This window comes from Sinorhizobium sp. B11, from assembly GCA_039725955.1.
In the GTDB taxonomy this organism is placed as follows: Bacteria; Pseudomonadota; Alphaproteobacteria; order Rhizobiales; family Rhizobiaceae; genus Rhizobium.
Window position 1 is genome coordinate 3,942,302 of sequence record CP091034.1, and the last position, 19,272, is coordinate 3,961,573.

Here is a 19,272-nt window from a genome sequence, read left to right on the forward strand (position 1 = left end):
TGCGCTCAAAACCTGAATTAGGCGAAACCGGCGAGCGATCGCGGCAATGGCCCATCCTCGCCGACATGAGGGGAAACATGCCATGCAAACCACAGGAGATGCCACAGCTCAACCCGCGCCGGATCTCGCCGCGCTGAAGTCGCGTCAGCAGTCGGCCTGGGCATCCGGCGATTATTCCGTCATCGGCGCCCGGCTGCAGATCGTCGGCGAAAATCTATGCGAGGCCCTCGACCTGCGTTCCGGCGAAAAGGTTCTCGATATTGCTGCCGGCAACGGCAATGCGACGCTTGCTGCTGCACGTCGCTGGGCCGAGGTGACCTCGACCGACTACGTCCCGGAACTTCTGGAGCGCGGCCGAGAGCGGGCGATGGCAAACGGCCTGGCGGTGAACTTCCAGCAGGCCGACGCGGAAGCTTTACCCTTCCAGGATGCAAGCTTCGATGTCGTCGTCTCCACGTTCGGCGTCATGTTCACGCCGGATCAGGACAAGGCGGCAAAGGAAATGCTGCGAGTCTCCCGGCGCGGCGGGCGCATCGGCATGGCCAACTGGACGCCGGAGAGCTTCATCGGCCAGGTCTTCAAGACGATAGGCAAGCATATTCCGCCCATGCCGGGCGTCAGGTCGCCTGCACTCTGGGGTACGAAGGCCCGGCTGGAGGAAATGTTCGACGGCCAGGCCGGCATCGAGGCAACGTCGCGGATGTATAATTTCCGCTATCGCTCGCCGGCACACTGGCTGGAGGTTTTCCGCACCTGGTATGGTCCCGTCTACAAGGCTTTCGAGGCTCTGCCGCAGCCGGGAAAGACGGCTCTCGAGGAGGACTTCCTCGCGCTCATCGCACGCTTCAACCGCGCCAAGGATGGCACCATGGTCGTGCCGGCGGAATATCTGGAAGTGGTGATTCACAAAGGCTGATTGCTGCGGTTATGGCAGCATCGATGCGAAAGGATGAGGTTTGCGGCAAGCGAGCTTCGCCCCTTGCCATTACCGGCGCTGCCAAGCGGCGGCACCGGCGAGCGGGTTCCTATTGCGTCCGCAGCACCTCATTCCAGTGCGCAATCAGCCGGGCGCGCTTCACCTGGTCGAGATAAACCATGAGACCCGGGCTGACCGGCACCGGACGCAACTGTGCGCCGAGCAGTTCCTGCAAGGTATTGGCGGTGTTCTCGCCGGCAACTTCCGGGCTGACGGCCGGTATCTGCAACTCGCGCGCCATGATCGTCTGGCCTTCCTTCGACATGAAGAAGGCAAGGTATCGCCGCCCGAGTTCCGGTTCGGCCGCCGCCTGAGGCACCAGGCCGATACGTGACATCACGACCGTATAGTCCTTCGGCAACACGATGCCGACATCAGGATGACGCGAAGCCCAATCGGCCGCATAGGAACCAAGAATATTGTAGCCGAGCACGAAGCGCCCGTCGGCGACCCGCTCGAGGATCGCCGAACTCGTGGAGTAGAGTTTCACGCCGGCCGCGCCCATCGCGCCGATCACCGACCAGATGTCGCCGAACTGCTCCTGATCGCGCGCCATGAACAAAAAGCCCACGCCGGAACGTTCGATGTCATAAGTCCCGATCCGTCCATAGACTTCATTGCCCTTGCGCTTGAGGTAATCGACGAATTCCGCTCGCGAACTCGGGACAGATTCATGGACGAAGCTCGGCTTGTGATAAACGAAGACGGCCGGTTCGAAGGTCAATGCATAGGCCGTGTTGCGCCAGTTCGCCCATTTCGGCCATTGGGCGCTCATCGGCAGATCGCTCACCTGCGCATAGCCGTCATTCGAAAGCTTTACCTGCAGGTCCATTGCAGAGGAGAAGGCGAAGTCCGCCGTCTTGTGACCTGCATCTGTCTCCTTGACGATACGGTCGTATATATCTCCTGTCAGCATGTCCTCATATTTGACCGCCACATCCGGATTGGCGTCCTGAAAGCCGGCGATCATGGGCTGGGCCAGCGGCTCGTCGAGCGAGGAATAGACGGTCAGCACCGGCGCGCCGGCATTGCCCGACCTCGCCGGATAGAAGACCTGATCCGCGACCGCAAAGCCGGGCACCAGGCACAAAAACAGAAAAAAAACGCTCCTCATCGAGCAAGAATGCCCGAGCTGCACAGGCCAGACAAGGGTCGGTTTCCAATGGTCGCTACCGTCGGGCTTCAAAGCTCGCGCTCGAAGAACAGCAGGATCGGCTTCAGATCATCGGGAATGTCGTAATAGGCGTCTCGCTCGCGAAAACCCAGGCGGCGATAGAGCTTCTGAGCAGCGACCTGCCGATGGCCGGTATCGAGCCGCATCATCCGGTAGCCATCCTTCTTGGCCTGAGCAAGGGACGCCTTACAGAGCGCCTGCGCTGCCCCGCTGCCGCGTGCCAGATCGGAAACGAAGAGCCGCTTCATCTCCGATATGCCCGGCGCGATCTCATGCTGCATCACGCAGCCGACAATCTCTCCATCCAGCCGCGCCAGGAACATTGCGCCCTGTGGTCTTGCGTGGATCTTCGGCAAATCGGCGAGCATCGCCTCGAATTTTTCCGGACTGTAGTAAAGTTCGATCTGGGCCCGCTCGTCCGGATAGTTGTCGTAGAGCCATTGTCGGAAGGCCCGGCTGAGATGCCGAACAGCATCGATCTCTTCAGGGCCTTCCACCAGTGCAACCGACAGATTCCCCATCCGCAAAGCCTCCCCGAGCTTCTCTCCTATATTTATCATGACAGGCTGCGCCCCGCCATCGGCATGTCGGCGCATCGACACTGGTCAACGGCGTCGCAGCGGGTCCGGCTCACGACATGCGGCGTATTTCTTCCCTCGGCAGTTTGCTGCCGCGGGGTGTGAGTTCCCACGCACCACTCTCCATTCACCAATTACCAGAATCGCTGTGACATCGGGCTGCCGTCCCTGATAAACTCCCTCAAAAATTCGAGGGAAACATCCGTTGCGCATCCTGCTGACCGAAGACAATATCGCGCTGGCCGACGGCCTGTCGGCGATCTTGCGTGGTACGGGCCATGCCGTAGATGTCGTCCATGACGGAGCCTCGGCCAACGCCGTGATTGCAGCCGAAAATTTCGATCTCGTCATTCTTGACCTGAACCTGCCTGAGATGGACGGGCTGGATGTGCTGCGCGCCATGCGCGCGCGCGGCAGCCGGGCTGCTGTGCTTATCCTGACAGCGCGCGGCTCCCCTGAAGAACGCGTCAAAGGGTTGGATCTCGGCGCTGACGACTATCTTATAAAGCCCTTCGACATTGCCGAATTCGAGGCGCGCGTCCGCGTGCTCCTGCGTCGCCAGGCTGGGCTGCATTCCTCGACCGTCAGTTTCGGGGCGATCTCGCTCGACCTTAACTCTCGCGCCTTTTCGGCCGGTAATACCCCGCTCGATATTCCCGCCCGCGAACTCGGCCTTCTGGAAATCCTCTTCATGCGTGCTGGCAAGGTTGTCGCCAAGGAAGCAATCATGCAGTCGCTGACCGCTTTCGATGACGACATTTCGTCCAATGCCATCGAGCAATATGTCAGCCGGCTGCGGAAAAGGCTCTCGCCGCACGGCCTGACGGTCAAGACCGCACGCGGCATCGGCTATTACCTCGACAAACTGCCCGAGGCCTCATGACGGCTGCCTATTCGCTCCGGCGCCGACTGCTTTTCTGGCTGCTTGTCTCGACCGCCGTCATCGGCACGCTGGCGCTTGCCGATACCTGGCGCGAGGCCGTGCAGACATCGAATATCGTTTCCGACCGCGTGCTGGCCGGCTCGGCACTGGCGATTGCCGAACGCGTGGTCGTCGCCGAAGACGGCACGCTCGAGGTCGACATTCCCTATGTCGCGCTGGAGATGCTCACCTCGGCAGCGCAGGACCGTGTCTTCTACCGTGTAGACGGCCCGCCCGGAACGTTCATCACCGGATATCAGGCGCTTCCTGTATTGAAGGAAACGCAGGGCGATACCGCCACCTTCGCAGACGATATCTTCCGTGGCGAGCCGATCCGCGTCGCGACCTTGGGACGATCCGCCTCGACCGGTATCCGCTCCGTGCCGTTCGTTGTCACCGTCGCAGAAACGACCATCGCCCGCCGTCAGCTCGCCCAGGCGATCCTCGTGCGCTCGGCCCTGCGTCTCGCTGTCATGATTGCCGGTGCTGCCGTCATCGTCTGGATCTCTGTCACGGTGGCACTGCGACCGCTCTACAAGCTTGGCGATGCCATCGGCGAACGCAGCCCCGACGACCTGCACCCGATCGAACAATCCGTGCCGAGCGAGGTGCAGCCGCTCGTCGATACCGTCAACTCCTTCATGGTGCGCCTGCAATCGGCCCTCGATGCGCTGCGCAATTTCACCGGTAATGCCAGCCATCAGCTGCGCACGCCGCTTGCCATCATCCGCACCCAGCTTGCCCTCTCCGCTCGCTCCAGCTCGCTGGATGAGGCACAGCACGCTGCCCTCAAGGGCGATCAGGCGGTCGCCCATGCCGAGCGTATCCTTGCGCAGCTTCTGCTCATGGCCAAGATCGATGCCGCCACCGCCAAGGAAGCGCTGACAGCCTCGGCCATCGATCTCACCGCCATCGCCCAGGAGATCACCGGCGAGCAGATCCCGCGTGCTGCCGAAGCCGGCATCGATCTCGGCTTCGAGGGTGAAGGCCCAGCCATGATCCGCGCCGAACCGCTGCTGATCGGCGAAATGCTGCGCAATCTTGCGGGCAACGCCATTGCCTATGCCGGCCAGGGCGCAGAAGTGACCGTGCGTATCCTTGAAGATGCCGAGACGGTGCGGCTGGAGGTCGAGGACAATGGCCCGGGCATTCCACCCGAAAAGCTCGAAGCGGTCAGAAAGCGTTTCTCGCGCGGCAATGAATCCGGTGCGCCCGGCGCGGGTCTCGGCCTGCCGATCGTTGAGGAAATCGCCAATCTTTTCAACGCAAGACTGACACTCATCCCCGGCCGCGGCGGCAGGGGCTTGAAGGCGTCGGTGACCTTCAACAGAGCTGCCTGAACGTCATCCCCGCGTTAACCTTTCTGCCTTGCATTCTTTCGCTGCATTGCACACACTGGCCTTGGGAACAGCTAAGCCGATCAACGGCGCGCGGACAAAAAGAGCAATATGTCGATCAAAGCCAGCATCTATCATCTGACCCATTATCAATATGACAAACCGGTCCGCCTTGGCCCACAGATTATCCGCCTGAAGCCCGCCTCGCATTCAAAGACGCGGGTCCTAAGCCATTCGCTGAAGGTCACGCCGTCGAACCATTTCGTGAACTTGCAGCAGGATCCATACGGCAATTACCTCGCCCGCTTCGTCTTCCCCGACCCGGTGACCGAATTCAAGATCGAGGTCGATCTCGTCGCCGACATGACGGTTTACAATCCCTTCGACTTCTTCGTCGAAGAGGAGGCGACGATGTGGCCCTTCGACTATCCGGAAACAATCCGCGAAGACCTGTCGATATACATGAAGCCGGAAGAGCCCGGCCCGCGCCTGAGGGCGTTCCTGGAAACGCTCGACCGCTCGGAGCAGAAGACCGTCGACATGGTCGTCGGCCTGAACATGCGTCTGCAGCAGCAGATCGGCTATGTGATCCGCATGGAAGCCGGCGTCCAGACACCGGAAGAGACGCTCGAGACTGCCAAGGGCTCTTGCCGCGACACGAGCTGGCTGCTTGTCCAGATATTGCGCCACCTCGGCCTCGCCACCCGCTTCGTCTCCGGTTATCTCATCCAGCTGACCCCAGACCTCAAGGCGCTCGATGGGCCATCCGGCACGGAATATGATTTTACCGACCTTCATGCCTGGGCCGAAGTCTATCTTCCCGGCGCCGGCTGGATAGGGCTTGACCCGACCTCGGGCCTCTTGACCGGCGAGAGCCATATCCCGCTTGCCGCCACCCCGCATTTCCGCAACGCCGCGCCGATCTCGGGTGGCTATTTCGGCGAAGCCGAGACCGAATTCGCCTTCGACATGAAGGTTGCCCGCGTCGCCGAGCATCCGCGCATCACCAAACCCTTTTCCGACGACGCCTGGGACCAACTCAACGAGCTTGGCGAAAAGGTCGACCACATCCTCGAAGCCGAAGATGTGCGCCTCACCATGGGTGGCGAACCGACCTTTGTCTCCATCGACGATTTCCAGTCTGATGAATGGAACACCGAAGCCGTCGGCCCGACGAAGCGCGAAAAGGCGGATGCCTTGATCCGCCGTCTGCGCACCCGTTTTGCTCCAAATGGCTTCCTGCACTACGGCCAGGGCAAGTGGTATCCGGGCGAAAGCCTGCCGCGCTGGACCTTCTCGCTGTACTGGCGCAAGGATGGCCTGCCGATCTGGTCGAATGACAATCTCGTTGCCACCGAGGGCCGCAACTATCAGGTCACTGAGGATGATGCCGGCCGGCTGCTGACTGCGATTGCCGGCGAACTCGATCTTTCGCCCGACTATGTCGCACCGGCCTTCGAGGACCCCGCCGAATGGCTGGTCAAAGAAGCGAGCCTGCCCGAAAACGTTGATCCTTCGAACTCCAAGCTGGAGAATGCAGAGGAGCGCAGCCGTATCGCCCGCGTCTTCGATCGCGGGCTGACCCGCCCGACAGGCTACGTTCTGCCCGTTCAGGCATGGAATGCGCGCGCCACCGGTCGCAGCTGGACGAGCGAGAAATGGTCGACACGGCGCGGCCGGATCTTCCTCATGCCGGGCGACAGTCCGGTCGGCTATCGCCTTCCGCTCAACTCCCTCGCCTATATCCCGCCGTCGCAATATCCCTACATCAATCCGCTCGATCCCTTCGTGCAGCGGCCCGAACTACCGGATTTCGTACGAGATAGCGGGAGAGCGTTGCAGGCCGCACACTTCCAGCCTTTCACCGGCCAACAACCGACCATGCCGCAGTCGGCCAGCGAAATTGGCGGACACATTCGTACCGCCCTTTCCGTCGAGCCGCGCGATGGCCGCCTCTGCGTATTCATGCCACCAACCGAGACGCTCGAAGATTATCTCGATCTCATCGCCTCGACCGAACGCGCCGCCGCCGCTCTTGGCCTTGCCGTCCATATCGAAGGTTATGCGCCGCCACAGGATGAGCGCATCAACGTCATCCGCGTGGCGCCCGATCCTGGCGTCATCGAGGTCAACATTCACCCTTCCTCGACCTGGAAGGAGACGGTGGAAATCACCACCGCCATTTACGAGGAAGCGCGAGAGAGCCGCCTCGGCGCCGACAAGTTCATGATCGACGGCCGCCACACCGGCACCGGCGGCGGCAATCACGTCGTCGTCGGCGGCAGCAATCCGAACAACAGTCCGTTCCTGCGCCGTCCGGACCTGCTGAAAAGCCTGGTGCTGCACTGGCAGCGCCATCCGTCGCTCTCCTATCTCTTCTCCGGCCTCTTCATCGGCCCGACCAGCCAGGCGCCACGCATCGACGAAGCCCGTCACGACAGTCTCTACGAACTGGAAATCGCGCTGGCGCAGATCCCCGCTCCCGGACGCGGCCTGCAGCCCCTGCCCTGGCTCGTCGATCGCCTGTTCCGCAACCTGCTGATCGACGTGACCGGAAATACCCATCGCGCCGAAATCTGCATCGACAAGCTCTTCTCACCCGACGGCCCGACCGGCCGCCTCGGCCTCGTCGAATTTCGTGGCTTCGAAATGCCGCCGAATGCCCGCATGTCGCTCGCCCAGCAATTGCTGGTGCGGGCACTCATCGCCCGCTTCTGGACGAATCCGGCCGAAGGCAGGTTCGTGCGCTGGGGCACGTCACTGCATGACCGTTTCATGTTGCCGCACTATGTCTGGCAGGACTTCCTCGATGTGCTCTCCGACCTTCGTGAAAACGGGTTCGATCTCAGCTCCGACTGGTTCAAGGCTCAACTCGAATTCCGCTTCCCCTTCTGCGGCGAAGTCGAATACGAGGGCTCGAAGCTGGAGTTGCGCCAGGCGCTGGAGCCCTGGCACGTCATGGGCGAACAGGGCGCGGTCGGCGGCACCGTACGTTATGTCGATTCCTCCGTCGAACGCCTGCAGGTTCGCCTCGAATCCAGCAATGCCTCTCGCTACGCCGTCACCTGCAACGGTCGCATCGTACCGCTGACGCCGACGGGCGCATCTGGCGTGTCGATCGCAGGCGTGCGTTTCAAGGCCTGGCAGCCGGCTTCCGGTTTACATCCCGTGCTGCCCGTGAATACGCCTTTGACTTTTGATATTTATGATACATGGTCGAAACGTTCGATTGGCGGCTGCATCTATCACGTTGCCCATCCGGGCGGGCGGAACTATGACACCTTCCCGGTCAACGGCAACGAGGCGGAAGCGCGCCGACTCGCCCGCTTCGAACCGTGGGGACACACGGCGGGCGGTTATATTCCGCGCGCCGAGACGGTCTCGCCTGAACTCCCGCTCACGCTGGATCTGAGGCGACCCGCTGGAATTTGAAGAAACTGGGTCTGATGGGCAAGAAGCCTGCATTGGAATTGAGGGACGAAATCGAGGAACGCGCCGGCGCGGATGCGGCCTTCGACTATGCTCCCTTGCCCGGCATCGCCGACGAGATGGTGGACAACAGCGGCGCAATCCGCCCGGTCTGGCAGCGTTTCCTCGCCCATCTGAACCTTATGCCGGAAAAGGATCTGGCCGAGCGTTTCGCCCGCGCCGACCGCTACCTGCGTGATGCAGGCGTCTTCTATCGCGCCTACGGCGCCAAAGGCAGCGGCGAGCGCGCCTGGCCGCTCTCACACATTCCGGTTTTGATAGACGAGCGCGAATGGCAGGCTCTTTCGGCAGGCCTCGTGCAGCGCGCCAATCTCCTCGAAGCGATGGTTGCCGATATCTATGGCGACAACAAGCTCGTCGAGGAAGGCATTTTGCCGCCCGCGCTCATCGCCGCCAATCCGGAATTTCAGCGGTCTCTGGTTGGCGTAAAGCCGGCGACCGGGCACTATCTGCATTTCTGCGCCTTCGAAATCGGCCGCGGGCCCGACGGCAACTGGTGGGTGCTCGCTGATCGCACGCAAGCGCCATCCGGCGCGGGCTTCGCGCTTGAAAACCGCGTGGCGACCACGCGATCCTTCTCCGACGTTTATGCCGAAACACCGGTTCACCGCCTCGCTTCCTTCTTCGGCGCCTTCCGCGACGCTCTGCAGACGATGAAACATTCGGGCGACGACCGCATCGCGGTTCTGACGCCCGGCCCGGCCAACGAGACTTATTACGAACACGCCTATATCGCCCGCTACCTCGGCTTCATGCTGCTGGAGGGGGAGGACCTGACTGTCGTCAACGGCCGTGTCATGGTTCGCACCGTTGCCGGCCTGAAGCCGATTGGCGTGCTTTGGCGGCGTCTTGATTCCGCCTATGCCGATCCGCTGGAGCTGAACCAGAACTCGCATATCGGCACGCCTGGCCTTGTCGAAGCGTTGCGCGCCGAAACCGTTACGATCGTCAATGCGCTCGGCACCGGTGTTCTGGAAACGCGCGCCCTGCTCGCCTTCATGCCCGCCGTCTGTCGCCAGTTGCTGGGCGAGGATCTTCGCCTGCCCTCCATCGCGACATGGTGGTGCGGCCAGAAGGACGAACGCGACCACGTGGCGACCAACATCGAAAAGATGGTGATCGGCCCAGCCTATTCCCGCGCCCCCTTCTTCGATGATAGTGGCGAATCCGTTCTCGGCTCGTCGCTGCGCGCCACTGCGAAGACTTCGATTGCGGATTGGCTGACGAGCGACGGTGCAAAACTCGTCGGTCAGGAAGTCGTCACCCTCTCGACGACGCCAGCCTGGGTCAACGGCAAACTGACGCCCCGGCCGATGTCGTTGCGCGTATTCGCCGCCCGCACCGCCAACGGCTGGCAGATCATGCCCGGCGGCTTTGCCCGTATCGGCGCGGGAGACGATGCCGCCGCGATCGCAATGCAATCCGGCGGTGCTGCAGCCGACGTCTGGATCGTCAGCGACAAACCGGTCGAGCGTCACACGCTCCTGCCCGCCGAAGGCAGCTTCACCCGCAATATGCCGGGCAGCCTGCCGAGCCGTGCGGCCGACAACCTCTTCTGGCTCGGCCGCTATATCGAGCGTGCCGAGGGAGCACTACGCATCCTGCGCGCTTGGCACGGACGCTACGCCGAAGCTGCCGACCCGAGCCAACCGCTGCTTGCCGACGTCACGCAATATCTTGCCGCCGTCGATATCGACACGACCGAGCCGGTGCCGGAATCGCTGCTGCGCAATATCGACAGCGCCGTCTATTCGGCGAGCAATATCCGTGACCGCTTCTCGCCGGACGGATGGCTGGCACTGAACGATCTCGCCAAGACTGCCCGCCGCTTCCACTCGACCATCCTGGCCGGCGACGATGCCAGCCATGCGATGACCATCCTGCTGCGCAAGCTCGCGGGCTTTGCCGGTCTCGTGCATGAAAACATGTACCGCTTCACCGGCTGGCGCTTTCTCTCGCTTGGCCGATATATTGAACGCGGCCTGCATATGACACGGCTTCTCGGCCACATGTCCGGCCCGGAAGCACCCGATGGCGCGCTCGACATGCTGCTCGAAATCGGCGACAGCGTCATGACCCATCGCCGGCGCTACAACGTTAATACTGCCCGGCTGACAGTCACCGATCTTCTGGCGCTCGATCCTCTTAATCCGCGCTCGATCCTCTTCCAGATGAACGAGATCCATCGCGAAGTCGAACAGCTTCCGAACGCCTTCATCAACGGCCAGATGTCGCCCTTCTACCGCGAGGCGATGCGGCTGCATTCCGGTCTGGCTGTCATGACCCCGGAGACAATGAACGGTGATGTCTACCACAGGCTCGAACGCGAGTTGGAACATCTCTCCGATCTCTTGGCGCAGACCTATCTCGGATGACGGCCGTGCTCTACGATCTCACCCTGCACATGGGCTACAGCTATGACACGCCGGCATCCGGCGCGCGCCATATCATGCGTCTCATGCCACTCTCGCTGACGAACCGGCAGCGGCTTGTCGCAGGCTCGATCAGCATTTCGCCGCAGCCGGACGAACAGTCGCATTTCGTCGATTTCTTTCAGCATCCGGCAACGTCCTTCCTGCTGCGCTCGCCGCATGAAACGCTCGATATCCGCATGCAGGCCCGCGTCCAGGTCGAAAGCCAGGTCATATCGGCGGATTTCTCGCCGTTGCTGGCGGATCTGCCGGACGAGGTCTCGGGGATCTGGTCGCTCGATCCTGAATCGCCCCACCATTTTCTTGGCGACAGTCCGCGCCTGACGGAAACCAAGGCGATCAGCGAATACGCAAAGAGCTGTGTCCAGCCATCGCTGACCGTCATGCAGATCGCCTATGCGCTCTGCGCCCGCATCAACAAGGATTTCACTTACGATCCGGAAGCGACGACTGTCGACACGACACCGCTGGAGTCTTTCAAGCTGAAACGCGGCGTCTGCCAGGACTTCACGCATGTCATGATCCTTGCGCTACGCAGCCTCAGTATTCCCGCCGGTTATGTCTCCGGTTTCCTGCGCACCATCCCGCCGCCGGGCAAGGAGCGGTTGGAGGGCGCTGATGCCATGCATGCCTGGGTCCGCGTCTGGTGCGGTGAGATGGCCGGCTGGATCGAGCTCGATCCCACCAATAATATCCCCGCTGGAACCGACCATATCGTCGTCGCATATGGTCGCGACTATGCCGATGTCGCTCCCGTTATCGGTGTACTCAAGAGCTATGGCAGCCAGCGTTCCGTGCAGGCAGTGGACGTAATTCCGCTCAAATAATCCCGAAACTGGAAAAAACAGCCAGTTGCCGACAATTTTACACACTGGCTTTAGCGGCCATTAAAGTCATCTGGTCCATGAAGAGCCTGATAGGGCTCCTTGAACCGGTGGACATGATGAACACCCTGCATTCGCTTTTTGATCGCCTGCGGCGCGACCGTGGCGGCAATTTCGGTATCATGACGGCCATCCTGCTGCCTGTGCTTGTAGGCGCTGCAGGTGTCTCCATTCAGGTAACGGACATGCTGCTTTCAAAACAGCAATTGCAGGAAGCGGCAGACGCTGCCGCGCTCGCCACCGCGACAGCCCTTGCAAACAAGACCATCCAGCCCGCCCAAGCAGAAGGCTTTGCCCGTGATTTCGTTGCCGGCCAGATGGCAAACTATCTTCAGGATACAGATCCTTCGACGACCAATATCAAGAACAGTACTGCAGTGAATGTCTCGACAACGACCTCAGGCAAATCTGTCTCATACCAAGTCACAGTAAACCCGAACTATACGATCAACCTAAACCCGATGATGCGGGTGATCGGCTTCAAGACACAGAACATCACGGCATCGGGCACCACGGTCAGCGGCCATTCGGAAACCCAGGGCTCGGTCTCCATGTATCTTGTCCTCGATCGTTCCGGTTCGATGGCTGAATACACCACGACGGTCAACGCCTCGCAGCCGACTAAGGACGAGGATTGCAGCTATACCGACCCCAAAACCAACAAAAAGGTGAAACAGACCTGCACAGTTACGAATTACTACGCCAAGATCGAGGCGCTGAAGCTCGCCGTTTCCAGCCTGGCCGGTCAGCTCAATACTGCTGATCCCGATAACTCCTACGTTCGCACAGGCTCCGTTTCTTATAACGACAAGATGCAGACCGCACAGGCGCTTGATTGGGGTACGACCAAGGTCGTGAACTACGTGAATGATCTGACGGCAACGGGTCGCACGGATTCCAGCGCGGCTTTCAAGAAGGCCTATGACAGCCTGATGGATGCGAAGGAAGATCAGGCGCACCAAGGCAAGACCGGCCAGACGCCGACCAAGTATATTGTCTTCATGACCGATGGCGACAACAACATATCTTCGGCTGACACGCTAACCAAGAAATCCTGCGACGACGCTCGCCAAGCGAAGATTCAGGTCTACACGATAGCCTTCATGGCACCTGCCGGCGGAAAAGCTTTGCTGAGTTATTGCGCAACCACTCCCGCCCACTATTTCGCGGCGGAGAACATGACAGCTCTCCTTGATGCCTTCAAATCGATCGGCGCCAAGGCTGCAAACCAGATGACGCGCCTGACGAATTAAAACCGGTATGTTTTACCGCAGCAAAAAGCCGCTCCGGAACAAACCGGGGCGGCTTTTCGTTTAAACTTTATTCGGTCCATCAAATCGGGAAAACCGATTGAAATCAAGTCCCTTGGGCCTGTCGAATATGAAGGTTCCGCAAATTTTTCGTTTGCCCAATTCCCTTGTTGCAAGTGCGTGATAACGGTGCATAAACTGCCCAGTCGGTGCAAGCGACAAATCGATTGAATCAGGCGTAAGATACTGTAACCAAATCAAAATTGGCGAGACCTGACATGAATACTGTTTCGAAGCCGACCATCCTCTCCCCAGCTCCGCGCAGTTCCCGGCCAGAAATCCTCGCTGAGGAAATTATCGAGCGTCTGACCTACCGCATCGGCAAGGATGCCAAGGTTGCCAAGCCGCATGACTGGCTGACCGCAACCATTCTCGTGGTGCGTGACCGCATCATCGACAAGTGGATGGAATCCACCCGCAAGGTCTACGAGACTGGCGCCAAGCGCGTCTATTACATGTCGCTCGAATTCCTGATCGGCCGCCTGATGCGCGATGCCGTGTCCAACCTCAACCTTATGGAAGAGGTTCGCGATGCGCTGGCGTCGCTCGGCGTCGATGTCACCGTCATTGCAGGCCTCGAGCCCGATGCAGCCCTCGGCAATGGCGGTCTCGGCCGTCTCGCCGCCTGTTTCATGGAATCGATGGCCACTGTTGACGTGCCGGCCTATGGCTACGGCATCCGCTACGTTCACGGCCTTTTCCGCCAGCAGATGGCGGACGGCTGGCAGGTAGAGCTCCCCGAAAACTGGCTTGCGCACGGCAATCCCTGGGAATTCGAGCGCCGCGAAAGCGCCTATGAAGTCGGATTCGGCGGATCGATCGAAGTCATTGCCGGTCATGATGAACAGCCGCGCTATGTCTGGAAGCCGGCCGAGCGTGTCATCGCAGCCGCCTTCGACACGCCTGTCGTCGGCTGGCGCGGCAAGCGCGTCAATACGCTTCGCCTCTGGTCGGCACAGCCGATCGACCCGATCCTGCTCGACGCTTTCAACGCCGGCGACCACATCGGCGCGCTGCGCGAGAGCAACAAGGCCGAAAGCCTGACCCGTGTGCTTTATCCTGCAGACGCAACGCCTGCCGGTCAGGAACTGCGCCTGCGCCAGGAATATTTCTTCTCGTCGGCCTCGCTGCAGGACATCCTTCGCCGTCACCTGCAACAGTATGACGACTTCACCTCGCTGCCGGACAAGGTCGCGATCCAGCTCAACGATACCCATCCGGCAGTCTCCGTCGCTGAACTGACCCGCCTGCTCTGCGACGTGCACGGCATGGACTTCGATACGGCCTGGGATATCACTCGCCGTACATTCTCCTACACCAATCACACGCTTCTTCCTGAAGCCCTGGAAAGCTGGCCGGTTCCGCTCTTCGAGCGCTTGCTGCCGCGCCACATGCAGATCATCTACGCGATCAACGCCAAGATCCTGATCGAAGCGCGCAAGGCGCGCAATTTCTCCGATACGGAAATCCGCTCGATCTCGCTGATCGACGAGAACGGTGATCGTCGCGTACGCATGGGCAACCTCGCTTTCGTCGGCTCACACTCGATCAACGGCGTCTCGGCGCTGCACACCGACCTGATGAAGGTCACGGTCTTTGCAGACCTGCACAAACTCTACCCTGACCGCATCAACAACAAGACCAACGGCATTACACCTCGCCGCTGGCTGCAACAGTGCAATCCGGGTCTCACCAATCTGGTGCGCGAAGCGATCGGCGATGAATTCCTCGATGACGCCGAAAAGCTGCGTGCACTCGACAAATTTGCCACGGACCCGAGCTTCCAACAAAAATTCGCCGCCGTGAAGCGCGCCAACAAGGTGGCGCTATCCAATCTCGTCGCCAGCCGCATGGGCGTGAAGCTCGATCCGTCTGCCATGTTCGACATCCAGATCAAGCGCATCCACGAATACAAGCGCCAGCTCCTCAATATCGTCGAAGCCGTTGCGCTCTACGATCAGATCCGCTCGCATCCGGAGCTGGACTGGGTGCCGCGTGTAAAACTCTTCGCCGGCAAGGCGGCACCGAGCTATTACAACGCCAAGCTCATCATCAAGCTCATCAACGACGTCGCCCGTACCATCAACAGCGACCCGTCGGTCCGCGGCCTGCTGAAAGTCGTTTTCGTGCCGAACTACAATGTCTCGCTTGCGGAAGTCATGGTCCCGGCCGCCGACCTTTCCGAGCAGATCTCGACGGCCGGCATGGAAGCATCAGGCACCGGCAACATGAAGTTCGGCCTGAACGGCGCGCTGACGATCGGCACGCTCGACGGCGCCAATGTCGAAATGCGCGACAATGTCGGCGAGGACAATATCGTCATCTTCGGCCTGCAGGCCGATGAAGTCGCCAAGATCCGCAGCGAGGGCCACAATCCCCGTGCGATCATCGAAGGTTCGCGTGAGCTGTCGCAGGCGCTGGCCGCCATCAGCTCCGGCGTTTTCTCTCCCGATGACCGCAACCGCTACACCGGTCTCATCGATGGCATATATTCCCACGACTGGTTCATGGTCGCCGGCGATTTCGATGCCTATGCTGCCGCCCAGCGCGAGGTCGACCAGATCTGGACCAACCAGTCCTCCTGGTACCAGAAGACGATCAACAATACGGCGCGGATGGGCTGGTTCTCGTCCGACCGCACGATCCGGCAATATGCAGACGAGATCTGGAGAGCTTGATGAAGCCGCCGAAAGCTGCCCCTGAAGTGAAGCTTCCCTGGGAAATTTCGGCAGACGAAATCGCGGCAATCTTCAGTGGATCGCATGCCAATCCCTTTGCCGTCCTGGGCGTGCACCAGGCCGGCGACACCTTTATCACCAGGTGCTTCCTTCCAGGCGCTGAAGCTGTCACGGCAATGACGCTGGATGGAACACCGATCGGCGAGCTCCACCAGCTCCATCCTGACGGTGTTTTCGGCGGGCAGATTTCAGTGACAAAACTCCAGCCCGTTCGTTATCGTGCCCGGCGCGCCGACGCCGAATGGGCAGTGACGGACCCATACAGCTTCGGCCCTGTACTCGGGCCGATGGACGATTACTACGCCAGGCAGGGTTCGCATCTCCGGCTCTTCGACAAGATGGGCGCCCATCGCATCAAGCATGAAGGCGGGACCGGCATCCATTTTGCCGTCTGGGCACCGAACGCCCAGCGCGTTTCCGTCGTCGGCGATTTCAACAATTGGGATGGACGACGTCATGTCATGCGCTTCCGTTCCGACAGCGGCATCTGGGAAATCTTTGCTCCGGATGTTCCACTTGGCGTTACCTACAAATTCGAAATCCGCGGTCAGGATGGCGTCCTTCTGCCGTTGAAGGCGGACCCCTTCGCCCGCCGCAGCGAACTTCGTCCGAAGACGGCCTCGGTGACGGCTGCCGAACTGATGCAGGATTGGCAGGACGAGGAGCATCTGAAGCACTGGCGCGAAACCGACAAGCGCCGGCAACCGATCAGTATCTACGAGGTGCACGCGGGCTCCTGGCAGCGCCGGCAGGACGGCTCCATGCTGTCCTGGGACGAACTTGCCTCGAGCCTCATCCCCTATTGTGTCGACATGGGCTTCACCCATATCGAATTCCTGCCGATCACCGAACACCCCTATGACCCCTCCTGGGGCTACCAGACGACTGGCCTTTACGCGCCGACCGCCCGCTTCGGCGAGCCGGAAGGTTTTGCCCGTTTCGTCAACGGCTGTCACAAGGTTGGCATCGGCGTCATACTTGATTGGGTGCCCGCACATTTCCCGACCGACGAACATGGTCTGGGCTGGTTCGACGGTACCGCGCTTTACGAACACGCCGACCCGCGAAAGGGCTTTCATCCGGACTGGAACACGGCGATCTACAATTTCGGGCGCACCGAAGTCGTCTCCTACCTCGTCAACAATGCGCTCTACTGGGCCGAGAAATTCCATCTCGACGGCCTGCGCGTCGATGCGGTCGCTTCGATGCTCTACCTCGACTATTCGCGCAAGCACGGCGAATGGATTCCGAACGAGTATGGCGGCAACGAAAACCTGGAAGCCGTCCGCTTCCTGCAGAATCTCAATACCCGCATCTACGGCGAGCATCCCGGTGTCATGACCATCGCGGAGGAATCGACGTCCTGGCCGAAGGTGTCCCAGCCGGTCCACGAAGGCGGCCTCGGCTTCGGCTTCAAATGGAACATGGGCTTCATGCACGATACGCTGAGCTACATGAGCCGCGATCCCATCCATCGCAGGCATCACCATAATGAGCTGACCTTCGGCCTGCTCTATGCCTATTCGGAGAATTTCGTCCTGCCGCTGTCACATGACGAAGTCGTGCACGGCAAGGGTTCGCTGATCGCCAAGATGCCCGGCGACGACTGGCAGAAATTCGCAAATCTGCGCGCCTACTATGCCTTCATGTGGGGTTATCCCGGCAAGAAGCTGCTCTTCATGGGGCAGGAATTCGCTCAATGGGCCGAATGGAGCGAAAACAAATCGCTCGACTGGAACCTGCTGCAATATCGCATGCACGAAGGCATGCGTCGCCTGGTGCGCGACCTCAACTTCACCTACCGCAGCAAGGCAGCACTCCACGCCCGCGACTGTGAGGGCGACGGCTTCGAATGGCTGATTGCGGACGATTACGAGAACTCTGTCTTTGCCTGGCTGCGCAAGGCGCCCGGCCAGAAGCCTGTCGTCGTCATCAGCAACCTTACACCTGTCTATCGCGAGAACTATTCGATCCGGCTGCCTTCGCCGGGACGCTGGCGGGAAATCCTCAATACCGATGCCGACATCTATGGGGGCAGCGGAAAAGGCAATGGCGGGCGCGTGCAGGCCGTCGATGCCGGCGGCGAGATAAGCTGCTCGATAACCCTGCCGCCGCTGGCGACGATCATGCTTGAACCTGAGAATTAGTGACTGGTGGGAGGAGAAAATGGTAGAAAAAACGCATTCAGCCACTTGCCCGCGATGCAATGGCCTATGTTCTGGCCGGCGGTAGGGGAAGTCGCCTCAAGGAACTGACGGACCGGCGCGCCAAGCCAGCCGTCTATTTCGGCGGCAAGGCGCGCATCATCGACTTCGCATTGTCCAATGCCTTGAATTCCGGCATCCGCCGTATCGGCGTCGCCACGCAGTACAAGGCGCATTCGCTGATCCGCCATATGCAGCGCGGCTGGAACTTCTTCCGTCCGGAACGAAATGAAAGCTTCGATATCCTGCCAGCCTCCCAGCGCGTCTCCGAGACGCAATGGTATGAAGGCACTGCCGACGCCGTCTATCAGAACATCGATATTATCGAGGATTACGGCGTCGAATACATGGTCATCCTCGCCGGCGACCATGTCTACAAGATGGACTACGAATACATGCTCCAGCAGCATGTCGATTCCGGCGCTGATGTAACGATCGGCTGCCTGGAAGTACCGCGCATGGAAGCGGTCGGATTCGGCGTCATGCATGTCAACGAGAAGGACGAGATCTTCGCCTTCATCGAAAAGCCGGCCGACCCGCCGGGCATTCCTGACAAACCGGATTTCGCGCTGGCCTCGATGGGCATCTACGTCTTCCGCACGAAGTTCCTGCTCGATCTGTTGCGCCGCGATGCGGCCGACCCGACCTCGAGCCGAGACTTTGGCAAGGACATTATCCCTTACATCGTCAAGAACGGTAAGGCCGTTGCCCATCGTTTCGCCAAGTCCTGCGTGCGTTCGGATTTCGAGCACGAGCCCTACTGGCGCGACGTAGGGACGATCGACGCCTATTGGCAGGCCAATATCGACCTGACGGCCATCGTCCCCGCTCTCGATATCTATGACAAGTCCTGGCCGATCTGGACCTATGCCGAGATCACTCCACCGGCGAAATTCGTCCATGACGACGAAGACCGCCGCGGCTCGGCAACCTCGTCCGTCGTCGCCGGCGACTGCATCATCTCAGGCGCAAGCCTTAACCGGAGCCTTCTCTTCACTGGTGTCAGGGCCAATTCCTTCTCCAAGCTGGACGGAGCGGTCATTCTGCCCAATGTGAAGATCGGCCGGCGCGCGCAGCTCAAGAACGTTGTGATCGACCACGGTGTCGTCATCCCGGAAGGTCTTGTCGTTGGCGAGGACCCAGAACTCGACGCGCGGCGCTTCAGACTGACGGAAAGCGGCATTTGCCTGATCACGCAACCGATGATCGACAAGCTGGATATCTGACT

The 19,272-nt window shown here is 60.4% G+C and carries 12 protein-coding genes; 10 read left to right on the top strand and 2 right to left on the bottom strand.

The genetic code is table 11. The features are described from left to right. Window positions 1–82: 82 nt before the first annotated feature. Entirely contained in the window at window positions 83–916 is an 834-nt protein-coding gene (locus LVY75_29585; protein XAZ22916.1) for a class I SAM-dependent methyltransferase, read from the top strand. Between the two features lie 109 nt (window positions 917–1,025). Here LVY75_29585 and LVY75_29590 read toward each other — a convergent pair whose 3' ends face one another. Together LVY75_29590 and LVY75_29595 are read right to left on the bottom strand one after the other, a co-directional pair. Continuing rightward, the gene (locus LVY75_29590; GenBank protein ID XAZ22917.1) at window positions 1,026–2,090 is read right to left on the bottom strand and encodes an ABC transporter substrate-binding protein; all 1,065 of its coding nucleotides are present in this window, start codon (window positions 2,088–2,090) and stop codon (window positions 1,026–1,028) included. 68 nt (window positions 2,091–2,158) lie between these two features. After that, window positions 2,159–2,671: a GNAT family N-acetyltransferase gene (locus LVY75_29595; protein ID XAZ22918.1), complete on the bottom strand. Its 513-nt coding sequence runs from the start codon at window positions 2,669–2,671 to the stop codon at window positions 2,159–2,161. Between the two features lie 262 nt (window positions 2,672–2,933). Here LVY75_29595 and LVY75_29600 point away from each other — a divergent pair, with 262 nt between their 5' ends. The 9 genes from LVY75_29600 (at window position 2,934) to glgC (ending at window position 19,270) form a co-directional block, all read left to right on the top strand. Beyond that, window positions 2,934–3,611: a response regulator transcription factor gene (locus tag LVY75_29600; protein XAZ22919.1), complete on the top strand. Its 678-nt coding sequence runs from the start codon at window positions 2,934–2,936 to the stop codon at window positions 3,609–3,611. Continuing rightward, window positions 3,608–4,990 carry a sensor histidine kinase N-terminal domain-containing protein gene (locus tag LVY75_29605; protein ID XAZ22920.1) on the top strand — a complete coding sequence of 461 codons (1,383 nt, stop codon included), beginning with the start codon at window positions 3,608–3,610 and terminating at the stop codon, window positions 4,988–4,990. The genes LVY75_29600 and LVY75_29605 overlap by 4 nt, the downstream gene beginning before the upstream one ends. A 108-nt stretch (window positions 4,991–5,098) precedes the next feature. Beyond that, window positions 5,099–8,419 (top strand): transglutaminase family protein, encoded by a 3,321-nt coding sequence (locus LVY75_29610; protein ID XAZ22921.1) that lies wholly within the window; start codon window positions 5,099–5,101, stop codon window positions 8,417–8,419. A 14-nt stretch (window positions 8,420–8,433) separates the two neighbouring features. Beyond that, window positions 8,434–10,851 (top strand): circularly permuted type 2 ATP-grasp protein, encoded by a 2,418-nt coding sequence (locus tag LVY75_29615; GenBank protein ID XAZ22922.1) that lies wholly within the window; start codon window positions 8,434–8,436, stop codon window positions 10,849–10,851. Beyond that, on the top strand, window positions 10,848–11,735 hold the full coding sequence (locus tag LVY75_29620) for a transglutaminase family protein (protein XAZ22923.1): 888 nt from the start codon (window positions 10,848–10,850) through the stop codon (window positions 11,733–11,735). Before LVY75_29615 ends, LVY75_29620 begins: the two co-directional genes overlap by 4 nt. A 116-nt stretch (window positions 11,736–11,851) precedes the next feature. Next, window positions 11,852–13,045, top strand: coding sequence for a pilus assembly protein (locus tag LVY75_29625; protein ID XAZ25856.1), 1,194 nt, complete (start codon window positions 11,852–11,854; stop codon window positions 13,043–13,045). A gap of 275 nt (window positions 13,046–13,320) precedes the next feature. Beyond that, window positions 13,321–15,780 (top strand): glycogen/starch/alpha-glucan phosphorylase, encoded by a 2,460-nt coding sequence (locus LVY75_29630; GenBank protein XAZ22924.1) that lies wholly within the window; start codon window positions 13,321–13,323, stop codon window positions 15,778–15,780. Beyond that, a complete protein-coding gene (gene glgB, locus LVY75_29635; protein XAZ22925.1) occupies window positions 15,780–17,987 on the top strand; it encodes a 1,4-alpha-glucan branching protein GlgB in 2,208 nt (735 codons plus the stop codon). The genes LVY75_29630 and glgB overlap by 1 nt, the downstream gene beginning before the upstream one ends. Before the next feature lie 59 nt (window positions 17,988–18,046). Beyond that, the gene (gene glgC / locus LVY75_29640; GenBank protein ID XAZ22926.1) at window positions 18,047–19,270 is read left to right on the top strand and encodes a glucose-1-phosphate adenylyltransferase; all 1,224 of its coding nucleotides are present in this window, start codon (window positions 18,047–18,049) and stop codon (window positions 19,268–19,270) included. The last annotated feature ends 2 nt before the right edge of the window (window positions 19,271–19,272 follow it).